The 13,213-nt window shown below is 73.3% G+C and carries 10 protein-coding genes; 5 read left to right on the top strand and 5 right to left on the bottom strand.

Features of this window, described 5'->3' with window-relative positions; genetic code table 11:
• Positions 1–57 precede the first annotated feature (57 nt).
• The gene (locus tag P1P75_RS32920) at positions 58–1,422 is read right to left on the bottom strand and encodes a phosphomannomutase/phosphoglucomutase (protein WP_319262480.1); all 1,365 of its coding nucleotides are present in this window, start codon (positions 1,420–1,422) and stop codon (positions 58–60) included.
• Positions 1,423–1,631: 209 nt separating this feature from the next.
• A complete protein-coding gene (locus P1P75_RS32915) occupies positions 1,632–2,054 on the bottom strand; it encodes a DUF3499 domain-containing protein (protein WP_319262478.1) in 423 nt (140 codons plus the stop codon).
• A 306-nt stretch (positions 2,055–2,360) separates the two neighbouring features.
• Between P1P75_RS32915 and P1P75_RS32910 the strand changes: the two genes are divergently transcribed.
• Complete coding sequence (locus tag P1P75_RS32910) at positions 2,361–2,810, top strand: metallopeptidase family protein (protein ID WP_319262476.1); 450 nt, start codon at positions 2,361–2,363, stop codon at positions 2,808–2,810.
• Positions 2,811–2,836: 26 nt separating this feature from the next.
• Here the strand turns inward: P1P75_RS32910 and P1P75_RS32905 are convergent, their stop codons facing one another.
• The 3 genes from P1P75_RS32905 to P1P75_RS32895 form a co-directional block, all read right to left on the bottom strand.
• Complete coding sequence (locus P1P75_RS32905; RefSeq protein ID WP_319262474.1) at positions 2,837–4,414, bottom strand: DUF5719 family protein; 1,578 nt, start codon at positions 4,412–4,414, stop codon at positions 2,837–2,839.
• Positions 4,411–8,091 carry a glycosyltransferase gene (locus tag P1P75_RS32900; RefSeq protein ID WP_319262472.1) on the bottom strand — a complete coding sequence of 1,227 codons (3,681 nt, stop codon included), beginning with the start codon at positions 8,089–8,091 and terminating at the stop codon, positions 4,411–4,413. The genes P1P75_RS32905 and P1P75_RS32900 overlap by 4 nt, the downstream gene beginning before the upstream one ends.
• A gap of 168 nt (positions 8,092–8,259) precedes the next feature.
• A complete protein-coding gene (locus tag P1P75_RS32895; RefSeq protein WP_319262470.1) occupies positions 8,260–8,529 on the bottom strand; it encodes a WhiB family transcriptional regulator in 270 nt (89 codons plus the stop codon).
• A 725-nt stretch (positions 8,530–9,254) separates the two neighbouring features.
• On the opposite strand from P1P75_RS32895, the gene P1P75_RS32890 reads away from it, so the two are divergent.
• The 4 genes from P1P75_RS32890 to P1P75_RS32875 all read left to right on the top strand — a co-directional run bounded on the left by P1P75_RS32890 (position 9,255) and on the right by P1P75_RS32875 (position 13,182).
• Positions 9,255–9,749: a cysteine dioxygenase family protein gene (locus P1P75_RS32890; RefSeq protein ID WP_319262468.1), complete on the top strand. Its 495-nt coding sequence runs from the start codon at positions 9,255–9,257 to the stop codon at positions 9,747–9,749.
• A 41-nt stretch (positions 9,750–9,790) separates the two neighbouring features.
• Entirely contained in the window at positions 9,791–10,750 is a 960-nt protein-coding gene (cofD, locus tag P1P75_RS32885) for a 2-phospho-L-lactate transferase (RefSeq protein ID WP_086767710.1), read from the top strand.
• Complete coding sequence (locus P1P75_RS32880; protein ID WP_319262467.1) at positions 10,747–12,051, top strand: coenzyme F420-0:L-glutamate ligase; 1,305 nt, start codon at positions 10,747–10,749, stop codon at positions 12,049–12,051. Before cofD ends, P1P75_RS32880 begins: the two co-directional genes overlap by 4 nt.
• 120 nt (positions 12,052–12,171) lie before the next feature.
• Positions 12,172–13,182 carry a DNA-3-methyladenine glycosylase 2 family protein gene (locus P1P75_RS32875; RefSeq protein WP_319262465.1) on the top strand — a complete coding sequence of 337 codons (1,011 nt, stop codon included), beginning with the start codon at positions 12,172–12,174 and terminating at the stop codon, positions 13,180–13,182.
• Positions 13,183–13,213: the final 31 nt, after the last annotated feature.

Raw genomic sequence — 13,213 nt, 5'->3', positions numbered from 1 at the left:
GGGTACCGCTGGTGGGGGTGGGTGCGGGGGTGGCCGGGTGGGGGTCTGTCGCCCTTCTCAGCCCCTGATCAGCGCCAGTACCTCGTCCCTGATCCTCCTCATCGTCGCCTCGTCCCGGGCCTCCGCGTTGAGGCGGAGGAGGGGTTCGGTGTTGGACGGGCGGACGTTGAACCACCAGTCGGACGTGGTGACGGTGAGGCCGTCCAGTTCGTCGAGGGTGGTGTCGGGGCGGGAGCCGTAGGCGGACTTGATCATCGCGATGCTGGCCGTCTGGTCGTCGACCGTGGAGTTGATCTCGCCGGAGCCCGCGTAGCGGTCGTACTGGGCGACGAGGGCGGAGAGGGGGGTGTCCTGGCCGCCGAGGGACGCGAGGACGTGGAGGGCTGCCAGCATGCCGGTGTCGGCGTTCCAGAAGTCCTTGAAGTAGTAGTGGGCGGAGTGTTCGCCGCCGAAGATCGCGCCGGTGCGGGCCATTTCGGCCTTGATGAAGGAGTGGCCGACGCGGGTGCGGACGGGGCTGCCGCCGTTCTCCCTGACGACCTCGGAGACGGTCCAGGAGGTGATCAGGTTGTGGATGACCGTGCCCTTGCCGCCGTGGCGGGCGAGTTCGCGGGCGGCCACGAGGGCGGTGACCGCGGACGGGGAGACCGGGTCGCCCTGTTCGTCGATCACGAAGCAGCGGTCGGCGTCGCCGTCGAAGGCGATGCCGAGGTCGGCGCCCTCCTCGCGGACCCGCTTCTGGAGGTCGACGAGGTTGGCCGGGTCGAGGGGGTTGGCCTCGTGGTTGGGGAAGGTGCCGTCCAGTTCGAAGTACATGGGGACGACGGTCAGGGGCAGTCCCTCGAAGACGGTGGGGACGGTGTGTCCGCCCATGCCGTTGCCCGCGTCCACGACGACCTTCAGGGGGCGGATGGAGGTCACGTCGACGAGGGAGCGGAGGTGGGCCGCGTAGTCGTTCAACGTGTCCGCCCGGGTGATCGTCGCGGGCTGTGCGGCGGGCTCGGGGCCGGTCGACTGCGACCAGGTCTCCACCAGTTCGCGGATCTGGGTGAGGCCGGTGTCCTGGCCGACCGGGGCGGCGCCCGCGCGGCACAGCTTGATGCCGTTGTACTGGGCGGGGTTGTGCGAGGCGGTGAACATCGCGCCCGGCAGGTTCAGGGCGCCCGAGGCGTAGTAGAGCTGGTCCGTGGAGCACAGGCCGATCTCGGTGACGTGTACGCCGCGGGCGGCGGCGCCGCGGGCGAAGGCGCCGGACAGGCCGGGGGACGAGGGGCGCATGTCGTGGCCGACGACGATTCGCTCGGCTGCGGTCACCTGGGCAAAGGCGGCCCCGAACAGCTCGGCCAGCGACTCGTCCCACTGATCCGGGACCACCCCGCGTACGTCGTACGCCTTCACGATCTGAGACAGATCAGCAGCCACGGCCAAACCTTCCTGAAAGTCCTGTCAGTCACCACAAACTACCCGTCGCGGCTGACAGGCCGCCGTGGGTCCGCCGAGTCCGACCCGAAGACGTGACGTGCGCCGTGACCTCGGGTCGGAGCGGCATCGCTGGAGGCATGGGGTCCGGTTGCGGCCGTCGTGGCGGGACGGTCCGGCCGCGTGGCGGACGAACGGGGGGACCGGGCGGGTCAGTTGTCGGGTGAGCGCAGGACCCGCAGGTGGCCGCGGCGGGCCACCTCCATCGGGTCCGCCCCGCGGCTCGCGCCGCCGGCTCCGGCCGCGCGTCCCTGCGGGCGGGCCGCCTCGCGGACGGCGTTGGCCAGTGCTTCCAGGTCGTCGCCGCTGGGCCGGGCGGGGGCCGAACCGTCGAGGAGCCGGACGACTTCCCAGCCGCGCGGGGCGGTGAGGCGCTCGGAGTGCTCGGCGCACAGGTCGTAGCAGTGGGGTTCGGCGTAGGTGGCGAGCGGGCCGAGGACGGCGGTCGAGTCGGCGTAGACGTACGTCAGCGTCGCGACGGCGGGTCGGCCGCAGGCGGTGCGCGAACAGCGACGTACAGGGCTCACGAGGTTGGACGGTACCGCACTCTTGAACGGGCCGCGACGACTCTCCACCAGGTCACTCCACCGTGTCGTGCTGTGAAACGCCCCACAGGTCACTCCAGTCATACCCCGCTGACCTGCACGAACACCAGTCCTGTGGGAGAGGAAGGTGACCGGGTCCGGTCATCGATGCGCACAAACACCATCAATTGCCGCGAGTTCGGCGGTCTCGTAGAGATACGGAATCGAGCCGGACCTTGGCCGGAATGGTCATCCTGCGACAGGCCGGCGACCGGCGGAACGGAGCGGCCGGGCGGTGTCCGGAGCGCCGCGTGGAGCAGGGCGGCCGGTGGCGGCGGGGACTACGCTTCAGTAGTGATGGACAGCCCCGTACCGCCCCGTGCCGCAGCCCCCGGCCCTCGTCGTCGTGATCGCCACGGACGGGGCATGCGCGGGCCGATCGCGCCCCCTCAGGTACCGCTGGCCGCGAGCCGAGCCGAGGTGTTCGCGGATCTGGTGCAGGACTCCGTGGACCGGCTGGAGCGGCGGTGGCCGCAGATCGCGGACATGGACTTCCTGGTGCTGGAGGTGCCGCGGCTGGGCGGGGCCGGGGAGCCGTGGAACGACGAGGCGGTTCCGCTGGGCGGCACGATGGCGGCCCGGGACGGGCACCGCGCGCGGGTGGTCGTCTACCGGCGGCCCGTGGAGATCCGCACCAAGGGACGTGACGAGCGGGCCGCGCTGGTGCACGAGATCGTCGTGGAGCAGGTGGCGGAGCTGCTGGGGCTGACTCCGGAGACGGTGGATCCGCGCTACGGGGAGGACTGAGCGCGCGCCCGGCCCTCCCCCGCCGCCTACTTCTGCAGCACTCTCAGGTCCTCGTCCGCCTCCGGGACGGCCACCGTGCCCCGGTCGTCCGGCAGTGTCTGGACCGTGAAGCCGGGGATGCCGCCGTCCGTCACCGTCAGGGTCCGGGAGGCGTACACGGGGGTGCCGGCCGTGAGGTTCTCCACGGTCAGGGCGTAGGTGCCCTTCAGGCCCGCCGGGACCGGGAGCTGGACGTCCTGGGTGGTGCCCTGCTTGATCGTGTACGTCTGGGAGGCCGCCGTGCCTCCGCCGGTGCCCGCCGACGCGGTGACCTTGACCTTGGCGGTGCCCGTGGGCGCGGTCAGGGAGAGCGTGGTGTCCTTGGCGCCGTTGCCGGTGACGGACGCGCGCGCGCCGACCTGGGCGGTGGCGGGGATGAACGCCGACTCCTGCTTGTCGCCCTTGCCTCGCACGACGCGTACGGCCGCGACGACCGGCGCCGGTCCGTCGGCGGGCGTCAGGACCAGTGAGCCGGCCTCCCCGCGGGTGACGTCACCGAGGTCGACCGCGGTCGTCGTGCCTCCCTTGACGTGCAGCGTCTCCTGGCCGGCCGGAGTGATCAGGCCGGTGGGCGCGGCGAGTTGGACCTTGAGGTCGGCGTCGGCGTCGCCGGGCGCGAAGACGACCAGGCGGACCGCGGTGGCGTCCTTGGGGATGCCGGGGACGACCAGGGTGCCCGCCGGGTCGGTGGACGCGGCCAGCCAGTCGCCGCCGAGCTTGTCGTCCAGGGCCTGGACGGCGGCGCCGACACGGCCGCTGCGGACGTTCACGTGGACCGTCAGGTCGTCCTGCTTCTCGCCGGTGAGGGTGGACAGCAGGATCGGCTCGGTGGAGTGCGCCGGGATCGTCAGGTCCTCGCCGACCGTCGTCACGACGGCGCCGTCCTTGCCGTACAGCTCGATGTCGGCGACGGCCGCGGAGTCGTCGGGGTTGGTGAGGTGGACGTAGTCGGTGCGGTCGGCCGCCGTGCTGACGCCCGGGAACCAGAACTCCGTGTCGGGGGCGGCGCAGGTGACGCCGAGCAGGCCGCGGCCGTTGCCGGCGGTGACCTGGGTGGTCTGCTGGACCGTCCAGCCGGGGGCGAAGCCGCCCTCGGCGGTGCCGACGAGCGCGGGTCCGTCGGCGCCGGAGGTCTTGCCGGTGACGGGTGTGCCGGGCGCCTTGGGGGTCAGGACCGGCTTGGCGGCGGTCTTCTTGTCGTCGTCCGCCTTGTCGGTGTCCGCCTTGTCGGTGTCCGCCTTGTCGGTGGTCCGGCCGTCCTCGGGCGTCTTCTCGTCGTCCTCGGTGGCGGCCGTGTCCGTGGACTTACGGGGTGCGGCCTGGAGTTGGGCCGAGCCGTCGCTCCCGGCGCCCTTGGTGACGGGCGTGAACGACGTGTACGTCGTCTCGGCGAGGTCGGAGGCGCTGGGCGCCGGGCAGAGCAGGCCGCTGCGCTCCACGGGCAGGACGGCGGCCGCCTCGGCGGTGTCCGTGCCGGACGCGTCCGGCTCGCTGAGGCCGGCGAAGCCGGTGATGGCGGCCAGGGCGACCGTGCCGGCGATCAGGGACAGGGTGGTGCGGTTCACTGCTGGCTCCCGTCGGGGCGCTCACTGCCGGTGCCGTGGGGGCCTTGCGCCGGGTCGTACGCGGGGTCGTGGCCCTGCTGGTACGCCGACGGGTCGTAGCCCTGCTGGTACGCCTGGTCGTAGGCGGCGGTGGCCTCGGGGCGGGCCTCGTAGGCGTACGGGTCGTACTGGCCGGCCTGGTAGGGGTCGTAGGTCTGGCTCTGGTCGTAGCCGTCCGCAGGGTACTGCTGCGGGGGGCTCTGGTACTGCTCGTCGCCGTAGGCGCCGTACGGGGCGGGCTGGTGGGCCGGCGCCTCCCAGTCGGCGTAGGACGGCTGCTGCGGTACGGCGGCCGGGGTCTCCGGCCGTGGCGGGGCCATGACGGCGTCCTCGTCCTGACCGGGGCCCTCCGGCTCCGACTCCGACTCGGCCTGGGCGCGCAGGCGGCGGGCGCGGCGGCCCTCTCCCTCGACGGCCCGGTCGGGGACGGGCTGCTCCTCGGGGAGGTCGTCGTCGACGTCGCGGCGGCGGCCGGGCAGGGCGAGGACGACCAGGAGGAGGGCGAGGAAGCCCTGCGTCCACAGCCAGGCGGTGTGGCCGAACGGGTCGTCGTAGGTGACGTCCAGCCTGCCGCCGGAGGCGGGGAGTTCGAAGCCCTGGGCCCAGCCGTCGACGGTCGTGCGGGTGAGCGGCTTGCCGTCGAGGGTGGCGGTCCAGCCGTCGGCTGCGGCGTCGGCCAGGCGCAGGATCCGGCCGTCGGCGCCCTCGGGGACCGTGGTGTGGATGTCGACGGGGCCGGCGGCGACCGCGGTCGGGGTGCCCTTGCCGTCGGCGGTGACGATCGCCGCGCGGGAGACCTCCTGGTTCACCCGCCACAGGGCGCTGCCGTCCTGCTGGCTGAGCCGGGACAGGCCGGGCGTGGCGTCCAGGACGCGGGTGACCTCGCGGGGTGCGCCCTTGTGGACGAGGACGTAGCGCACGGCGAACTTGCCGAGCTGGTCGGCCTGGTCGGCACCGGAGCCGGCGACGAGGTTGGCGACGACCTTGCCGAGCGTGCCGTTCTGTCCGTCGGCCGCGGCGAGTTCGGCGTCGCCCATGCGGGCGCCGGAGCCGCGGACCAGCATGTAGCCGACGTGGGCGGCGGAGTCGCTGTCCAGGACGAGGGTGCGGGCCTGGTCGCGGGTGTTGCTCTCCTCGGCGACGAAGGCGGGCACCTGCACGGGGTCGCGGCGCTCCAGGGGGCCGTCGGCGCCGCCGAGCATCCAGCCCGCGGCGACGAGGAGGGGGCCGGCGGCCGAGGCGAAGGCGATGAGGGCGGCGACCGGCTGGCGCCAGCCGAAGCTCTGCTCGGCGACACGCGTGCGTGCGCCGTCGGCGCCCATGAGGGCGGCGGCGAGGAGGGCGATGCCGTAGACGAGGGTGGCGGGGCCGGCCCAGGCGGAGCTGTTGGACAGGACGGCGAGGACGAGGCCGACCAGGGCGACCGCCCAGGCCGTCCGGATTCCCTCCTGGCGTTCCGTGCGCAGCAGGGCGGCGAGTGCGGCCAGGACGATGCCGATGAGCATCAGGCCGCTGACCGTGCCGGGGCCGCCGGGGCTGATGCCGAGCAGGTCGGTGGGGGAGGCCGCAGAGGGGCCGTACTCCAGGCCGGCCTCGGTGAAGAAGCCGAGCGGGAGCAGCGACAGGGACCAGGGGGCGAGGATCAGCAGGGGGGTGCCGAGCTGGACCAGGAAACGCAGGCCGTGGGCGGGGAGGTCGGTGCGGCGCACGGCGAGGACGGCGAGCCCGAGGATCAGCGCGATGGGCCACACGATCGGCGTGAAGGCTGTGGTGATCGTCAGCAGCAGGGTGTACGCCCAGGTGGCGCGCCAGCTGCCGCGCGTGCCGGAGGAGTGGGCGAATCCGGCGGCGGCGATGGCGGCGCGGGCGATGAGCGGTAGCAGGATCGCCAGGACGGCGGTGCCGATGCGGCCGCCCGCGAGGGCGCCGGTGGCGGCGGGCAGGAAGGCGTAGACGACGGCGCCCCACGCGCGCAGGAGGCTCGATCCGATGAGCGGGCGGGAGGCGAAGTAGGCGGTGAGGCCCGCCAGTGGCACCGAGCAGACCAGCAGGACGGTGACGGCGAGGCCGGTCGAGCCGAACAGCAGGGAGGCGAACAGGGCGACGACCGCGAGGTACGGCGGGGCGGACGGGGTGCCGCCGGCGCCGACCGGGTGCCAGGCGTCCAGGTAGCGAGACCACAGGTCGGAGGCGTCGGCCGGGGCGGGGAGCAGCGCGCCTCCGGCGAGGGCGCCGCCGCCCACGAGGTTGCGGCAGGCGACGAGGGAGACGAGCAGCAGTACCAGGAAGAGCACCGGGCCGGGTTTGCGGGCGATGCGCTTGAGGCGGGCGAACTGTTCGATCTCGAGGAAGTCTGCGTCGTCGCCGCCGGGGCCGGACTCGACGGCGCCGCCGTGCCGGCCGGCTCCGGTCGTCGTCTCGGTGTCGGTGGCTCCGAAGAGGTCTCCCGCGACGTGTTCGACGGTGGCGCGCACGGTCGCGCCGGGCGGCGGGAACAGCGGGCGCAGTTCGTCCTTGTCGATCTGGGAGCCGCCGCGCCGGCGACGGCCGGCGATGATCCGCTCGGGCCGCAGCAGGGTGCCCAGCAGGCCGCGGATCTCGTCGAGGGCCTGTCCGGGGACCTTGCCGACGAGGTTGGCGACGGTCCTCAGGAGGGTGCCGACGACCAGGCGGAAGAGGATCCAGGGCAGCAGGGCCGTACGGCTGTTGACGAGGAGGGCGTAGACGGCGCCGGCCTTGTCGACCTTGTGGGGCGAGGCCGTGGTGCGGCCCGCGCAGTCGACGGCGCGCCGCTCGCGGGAGGCGGCCTCGGCGTGCCGGACGACGGCGTCGGGGGCGACGAGGACGCGGTGGCCGGCTGCGTGCGCCCGCCAGCACAGGTCGATGTCGTCACGCATGAGGGGCAGGCGGCGGTCGAAGCCGCCGAGTGCGTCGAAGACGTCGCGGCGGACGAGCATGCCGGCGGTGGACACGGCCAGGACGGAGCGCACGTGGTCGTGCTGGCCCTGGTCCTGTTCACGGCGGTCCAGGCCGGTCCAGCGGCGGCCGGAGTGGGCGATGGTGACGCCGACCTCGAGGAGCTGGCGGCGGTCGTACCAGCCGCGGAGCTTGGGGCCGACGACGGCGATGTCGTCCCGCCCGAGCTGGGCTTCGTTGTCCACGACGCGCAGCAGTTCGGCGAGGGCCCCGGGCTCGGGCGCGCAGTCGTCGTGCAGGAGCCACAGCCACTGGACGGGTTCGCCGTGCGGAAGGTCTGGCAGGTCGTAGGCGTCGTCGCGCCAGGTGCGCGTGACGGGGTCCCAGCCGCTCGGACGCTTCAGGTACGGCAGTTCGTCGGGGGTGAGGACCGGGGCCGTGCGGTTGGCCTCCTCGACGGCCTGGCCGAAGCCGGTGCGCCGGGCGAGGTGCAGGACACGGTCGGCTCCGAGGGCGTCGGTGACCAGCTGGGCCGAGTCGTCCGCGCTGCCGGTGTCGGCGGCCATGACGGACTGGACGGGGCGCTCCTGGCCGAGCAGCCCGGCGAGCGCGTCGGGCAGCCAGCGGGCGCCGTCGTGGGTGACGAGGACCGCGGTCACCACGTGGCGCGGGAACTCAGGAGTGGCAGCGTCGCGTTGACCTGCCGTTTGGTGCACGGACATCGAGGTACGGGCCCCGGTTCGGTGGACTGCGGTGGACGCCTGCGCCGCGTGGGGGCGGCGGGGTGTCTCGGACGAGCGCCCACACTATCGGCTGGGCACGACGACGGCCCGCCGCCTGTGGATAACCCACGTGCGACGGGCCGTTCGAAGCCTCGGGCGAGGCCGTCCTCACACAGCCGCCTTCTTCAGCCGTCGGCGCTCCCGCTCGGACAGGCCGCCCCAGATGCCGAATCTCTCGTCGTTGGCAAGGGCGTACTCAAGGCATTCGGAGCGGACCTCACACGAGAGGCAGACCTTCTTGGCCTCTCGGGTGGAGCCGCCCTTCTCGGGGAAGAAGGACTCGGGGTCGGTCTGGGCGCACAGTGCGCGCTCCTGCCAGCCGAGTTCCTCGTCCGCGTCGTCGACGTCGACCAGCAGTTGCTGCACCAGCTCGGTCATGTGCGCCCCTCGCTCTGTCTTTCGCGTCCCCGTGACGTGGCCGTTACCGATGTCGGCTGAACGACACGAGTGAAATTACAAGTGTGCGGCTCCGGGCGAGTCAAGCCGAGATCTGCTATTGGGCCCCTTATTCACTCTGCGGAACCAAGGCCATGCAGTAAGTGTTCAAATCGGCATAAACCTTGACAAGCAGTTAAGGCCCCGGAGGACCTCCGCCCCACACAGCGCCTGTGCGGGGAAGGACGCCCTGGGAAGCGGTCTCGTTCCGACACACGCCCGGAAGCGAACCGGATCACATGTGGATCACTGGATCGCGACGGGTTTGCGCGCCCGGCTTGTGCGCCATGTGTCCCGGTGGGGACATGGACAAACCTTTCGCCTCACAGATGAACCTGATGAGGTGAACCGGTCTCGCATGGCGGCCACCGAGTTGACACCGCGGGTGTGAGCCGCTGTCCTTGTGGGCATGCTCGCGAACTTGGCACTCACCTCGACCCGCACCGCCGGGTCCCACGGTGCTGCCCGCGCTCGCTGTAGCTGTTGTTGCTGTTCCAGCTGTTGAGCCTTCGTCTCCGCTCCGGCTGCACCTGAGTCCGACCGCGACTCGGCTGCCTGTTTCCCCGCCCGCACCAGGGCGCGCCCCTCCCGCCCGTGATCCGGGCGGACGGCACGTGACACAGCCCCCACCTTCTTCCGCCTCTTCCGCCGAGGAACCACCGCATCCCATGAACAGCGACAGCGACCTCCAGATCGCCGGCGACATCCTCGAAGTCCCCCACCTCCTCCAGGCCCCCCGTGAGCACCCGGCCACCGTCGCCGAGTTCGCCGGTCTGGCCCGTTCCGTCGCCGCCGACCGCTCCCGGTGGGAGCACCTCGTCCGGTTCGACGCGACCACCCGCTGGTACCACCGGCTGCGCACGGGCCCCGGCTACGAGGTGTGGCTGCTGTCCTGGGTGCCCGGACAGGGCAGCGGGCTCCACGACCACGGCCGCTCCTCCGGTGTGCTGACCGTCCTGGAGGGCACGCTGACCGAGCACACCGGGCGCGGCACGCGCGCGTTGGCGCCGGGTACGCAGCGCGTGTTCGCCCCGGGGTACGTCCACGAGGTCGTCAACGACTCGCTGGAGCCGGCCGTGAGCCTGCACGTGTACTTCCCCGGTCTGACCGAGATGCCGATGCACACGGCGCCGTACTGCGAGGGGCGTGCCGTGCGCGTCTGACCGTGTGACGGGCTGTCGTACCCGCCTGCAAGACTTGGCGCATGCGCATTGTGGTTCTGGCAGGCGGCATCGGTGGTGCCCGGTTCCTGCGTGGTCTGAAGCGGGCCGCGCCGGACGCGGACATCACGGTCATCGGCAACACCGGGGACGACATCCACCTCTTCGGGCTGAAGGTCTGCCCGGACCTCGACACGGTGATGTACACGCTCGGCGGCGGCATCAACGAGGAGCAGGGCTGGGGGCGGACCGACGAGACGTTCCATCTCAAGGAGGAGCTCGCGGCGTACGGCGTGGGGCCGGAGTGGTTCGGGCTGGGCGACCGGGACTTCGCGACGCACATCGTGCGCACGCAGATGATCGGTGCCGGGTATCCGCTCAGCGCGGTCACCGAGGCGCTGTGCGACCGGTGGAAGCCGGGCGTGCGGCTGATCCCGATGAGCGACGACCGGGTCGAGACGCATGTCGCCGTCGAGGTGGACGGCGAGCGCAAGGCCGTCCACTTCCAGGAGTACTGGGTGCGGCTGCGGGCCTCCGTGCCGGCCGAGGCGATCGTGCCCGTCGGCGCCGAGCAGGCCAAGCCCGCGCCCGGGGTGCTGGAGGCGATCGCGGAGGCGGACGTCGTCCTCTTCCCGCCGTCGAACCCGGTCGTCTCCATCGGCACGATCCTCGCCGTGCCCGGCATCCGGGAGGCGATCGCCGAGGCCGGGGTACCGGTGGTGGGCCTCTCCCCCATCGTCGGGGACGCGCCCGTGCGCGGGATGGCCGACAAGGTGCTCGCGGCGGTCGGCGTGGAGTCGACGGCCGCGGCGGTCGCCGAACACTACGGCTCGGGGCTGCTGGACGGCTGGCTCGTGGACACCGTCGACGCCGGCTGCGTGGAGCGGGTGGAGGCCGCCGGGATCCGCTGCCGGGCGGTCCCGCTGATGATGACGGACGTCGACGCGAGCGCGCGGATGGCCCGCGAGGCGCTGGCCCTGGCCGAGGAGGTGCGGGCCGCGTGAGCACGGAGACCGGTTACCGGGTCTGGGCCCTGGGCGGGCTGCCCGAGGTGCGGGCCGGGGACGACATCGCCAAGCTGATCGCCGCCGCCGAGCCGGGGCTCGCCGACGGGGACGTCCTGCTGGTGACCTCGAAGATCGTGTCCAAGGCGGAGGGCCGCGTCGTCCGGGCGGACGACCGGGAGGACGCGATCGACGCGGAGACCGTCCGCGTGGTGGCCCGGCGCGGCGCGCTGCGGATCGTCGAGAACCGGCAGGGCCTGGTCATGGCCGCCGCCGGCGTCGACGCCTCCAACACCCCGTCGGGGACCGTGCTGCTGCTGCCCGAGGACCCGGACGCCTCCGCGCGGGCGATCCGCGCCGGGCTGCGCGACAGCCTCGGCGTGGACGTCGGGGTCCTCGTCACCGACACCTTCGGGCGGCCCTGGCGCGCGGGACTCACCGATGTGGCCATCGGCGCCGCGGGCGTACGCGTGCTGGACGACCTGCGGGGCGGCACGGACGCGCACGGCAATCCGCTCAGCGCCACCGTCGTCGCGACGGCGGACGAGCTGGCCGCCGCCGGCGACCTGGTGAAGGGCAAGGCATGCGGGCTGCCCGTGGCGGTGGTGCGGGGTCTGCCCCAGGTCGTGGCCGAGGACGACGGGGAGGGCGCCCGCGCGATGGTGCGCGGCGCGCGCGACGACATGTTCCGGCTCGGGACGTCCGAGGCGGTACGGCTGGCGGTCACCCAGCGGCGGACCGTGCGGTCCTTCACCGACGAGCCGGTCGACCCCGGCGCGGTACGGCGGGCGGTGGCCGCGGCCGTGACCGCGCCGGCGCCGCACCACACGACGCCGTGGCGGTTCGTGCTGCTGGAGTCGGCGGAGTCCAGGGTGCGGCTGCTGGACGCCATGCGGGACGCGTGGATCGAGGATCTGCGGCGGGACGGGAAGCCCGAGGAGTCGATCGCCCGGCGGGTGCGGCGCGGGGACGTCCTGCGCAACGCGCCCTGCCTGGTGGTGCCCTGCCTGGTGATGGACGGCTCGCACACCTACGGCGACCCGCGGCGGGACGCGGCCGAGCGGGAGATGTTCGTCGTCGCGACCGGGGCAGGCGTGCAGAACTTCCTCGTCGCGCTGGCCGGGGAACGGCTCGGGTCCGCGTGGGTGTCGTCGACCATGTTCTGCCGGGACGTGGTGCGGGAGGTGCTGGAGCTGCCCGCGGACTGGGATCCGATGGGGGCGGTGGCTGTCGGGCACGCGGCGGAGGAGCCCAAGGCCCGGGGCGTGCGTGAGGTGGGAGGATTCCTGGAGGTTCGGTGAGAGGCTGGGCCCGCAGACCCGCAGACCCCGCAGACCCCCACGCCGCCAGGGCCTCCCGGCGCAGCCGGAGACGACTCCGGCGGGACAGAGCCCCGACCCCTTCCGGCTAGGACCTCATTCGTGGCAGGACGATTCGATCCCCGGCCCTCGCGTACGACCGTGCGCGGCGGGGATGCCGCCATGCCCTGCGGAGTGCCCCGGCAGGCGGGCGCGGGCGGGCGGGTGCGGACCTGGGTGCCGGACGGGCCGCTGGATCTCGGGCTGGTGCTGGGGCCGCTTCGGCGCGGGCCCGCCGATCCGACGTTCCGGGTGCTGCCCGACGGGTCGGTGTGGCGGGCCAGCCTCACGCCCGGCGGGCCGGGGACCCTGCGGGTCTGCGCCGTACCCGGTACGGGTGCCGTGCGGGGAGAGGCCTGGGGGCCGGGGGCCGAGTGGCTGCTGGAGCGGCTGCCCGAGCTGCTCGGCGCCTCGGACGATCCCGACGCCTTCGTGCCCCGGCACCGGCTCCTGGCCATGACCCGGCATCGGCGGCCGGGGCTGCGGCTGCTGCGGACGGGGCTGGTGCTGGAATCGCTGATCCCGTCGATCCTCGAACAGAAGGTCACCACCGACGAGGCGTACCGGGCGTGGCGGCTGCTCGTGCGCAAGTTCGGGGAACCGGCGCCGGGGCCCGCGGCGGGTGGGCGTCTGTGGGTGATGCCGGCGGCCCGGACCTGGGCGCTGATTCCCTCCTGGGAGTGGCATCGGGCCGGGGTCGACAACAAGCGGGCTTCGACGATCCTGCGGGCCGTGCGGGTCGCCGCGCGGCTGGAGGAGGCCGTGCGGATGCCTCCGGCGGAGGCGCAGGCCCGGCTGGAGCTGGTGCCGGGGATCGGGCCCTGGACGTCCGCGGAGGTCGTGCAGCGCAGTCATGGGGCGGCGGATGCGGTGACCGTGGGGGATCTGCATCTGCCGGGGATCGTGGGGTGGGCGTTGGCGGGCGACCGGTCCGCGGATGACGCGGGGATGCTGGCGCTGCTGGAGCCGTATGCGGGGCAGCGGCATCGGGCCGCGCGGTTGATCTTGTTGAGTGGGAAGACGCCTGCGCGGCGGGCTCCTCGGATGTCCGTGGGGGATATTCGGGGGATCTGAGGCTGCGCCGGGGTGGGGACGGCCTGGGCGG

Source organism: Streptomyces sp. ID05-39B, from assembly GCF_033794725.1.
GTDB lineage: Bacteria > Actinomycetota > Actinomycetes > Streptomycetales > Streptomycetaceae > Streptomyces > Streptomyces bobili.
Note: the sequence above shows the minus strand (reverse complement) of the source record. Positions and strands in the feature narration are given on the sequence as shown.

Excerpts from the sequence above, each read along its gene's own strand:
- P1P75_RS32910 (WP_319262476.1), top strand. The coding sequence starts at position 2,361 with ATGGACAGCCCCGTACCGCCCCGTGCCGCAGCCCCCGGCCCTCGTCGT.
- P1P75_RS32900 (WP_319262472.1), bottom strand. The coding sequence starts at position 8,091 with ATGTCCGTGCACCAAACGGCAGGTCAACGCGACGCTGCCACTCCTGAG.
- P1P75_RS32895 (WP_319262470.1), bottom strand. The coding sequence starts at position 8,529 with ATGACCGAGCTGGTGCAGCAACTGCTGGTCGACGTCGACGACGCGGAC.
- P1P75_RS32890 (WP_319262468.1), top strand. The coding sequence starts at position 9,255 with ATGAACAGCGACAGCGACCTCCAGATCGCCGGCGACATCCTCGAAGTC.
- cofD (WP_086767710.1), top strand. The coding sequence starts at position 9,791 with ATGCGCATTGTGGTTCTGGCAGGCGGCATCGGTGGTGCCCGGTTCCTG.